A 1,547-nucleotide genomic window follows, 5' to 3' on the forward strand; every position below is an offset into this window, starting at 1 on the left:
CCCATTACAGTCTGAAGTGGGCCACCGATAAATTTCGATGGCGAGCATTCGGCGCATTGCCTACGATACGGGCAAGCCCCGAGGGGCCGCCGATCGGGCGCCTCCGGATGGCCGTCTGCCCCTGCCCCGTAGAGGGCCCGGGGGGTGTTGCCACCGGGGGCGCTCGCCGCTCCGGACGACTGATAGGAAACTGCCGGGTGCAAGCGCCACGGCCAGGTAATGTGGGTGTCGCAGGGAGGGGTTCCGATCGGCCTACCGATTGGAGGATAACACCGTGGCACCACCTAGAATGCCGGAAGCCGTCATCGGGCTCGATGTCGGGAAATTGTCCCATTGGGCATGCGTCGCGACCCGGGACGGCGAGATACTGCTGAGCGCCCCCGTCGCGAACAGGGAGGGCGATCTGGACTCGCTGTTCGGCCGCTTCCCCGACGCGCTCGTGGTTGTCGACCAGTCGCGCAACATAGGCGCCCTCGCGCTCGCCCGCGCCAAGGCGGCCGGGATGTCGGCGGCGTACCTGCCGGGACTCGCGGCACACGGGGCCGCCAGGCTCTTCGCCGGCGACGCCAAGACCGACGAGCGGGACGCAATGGTCATCGCGAAGACGGCGCTGGGCATCCCCGACGCACTCCTGCCGGTCAGGGATCCGGGCCCGACGGTCGCGGCGGCGAGGGCGCTGGCCGCCCAGAGAAACTTCCTGAACTGCGAAAACACCAGGAGCAAGAATCGGCTGCGCAGCATCCTGCTGGAATCGTGCCCCGCCTTCGAGGCGTTGGTCGACCTGTCCGACGGTCCCCAGCTGAGGCTCATGGCATCCCTCGGCGGGGCCTGGTCGGTGGCCGACGCCGGGCCCCGCAGGGCGGCGGCGCTCACGCGCGGGGCGGCGCGCGGCAAGATCGAGGCCCTCGTCCGCTCGACGGCCTCCTCGACAAGGCCGGACGCGGCGGCCATCGCCGCCGAGGACCGGGCGGTGAGGCTGCTCGCGCGCAGGATCTCCGAGAACTCGGCGGAGATCGATGTGATCACGGCGGAGATATCCGCCCTCCTCGAGGGCGACGATACCTACCGATGCCTCCTGACGGTGCCGGGGATCGGCCCCAAAACCGCTTCCGAGCTCGCGATCTCCATAGATATCGAAGACTTCCCAAGCCATGACAGGCTCGCGTCGTACTGCGGCCTGGCGCCGCGCAACCGCCAGTCGGGGACCTCGATTTCCTCGGTGACGGCATCGCGCCAAGGCAACAAGAGGCTGAAGAACCTGCTCATATTCTCGTGCAACTGCCTTACCCGGACAGAGGGAAGATGGGGCGATTACTACGCTAGGTGCCGAGAGCGGGGCATGCCGCACGGCAAGGCGCTCAAGGCGCTGGCACGAAAGAGGCTGAAGGTCATCTACGCGATCATGCGGGACAGGGTGCCCTACGCCGCCTAGTCGAAGCGCTCCGAACAGATTGGAGCCCATCGGCCGAAAGGCCTGGCGTTAGCATGTCGCGATTCAATCTCGAAAACAGCATTGCCCAGTTGACAAAACTATAGGAACACCCCCC

The 1,547-nt window shown here is 67.0% G+C and carries 1 protein-coding gene; it reads left to right on the forward strand.

What is annotated here, in order from left to right; all coding sequences use genetic code 11:
* Nucleotides 1-274: 274 nt before the first annotated feature.
* Complete coding sequence (locus tag PMX72_RS10235; RefSeq protein ID WP_271746218.1) at nucleotides 275-1,432, forward strand: IS110 family RNA-guided transposase; 1,158 nt, start codon at nucleotides 275-277, stop codon at nucleotides 1,430-1,432.
* The last annotated feature ends 115 nt before the right edge of the window (nucleotides 1,433-1,547 follow it).

This window comes from Collinsella aerofaciens, assembly GCF_028207065.1.
GTDB classification, from domain to species: Bacteria; Actinomycetota; Coriobacteriia; order Coriobacteriales; family Coriobacteriaceae; genus Collinsella; species Collinsella aerofaciens_AR.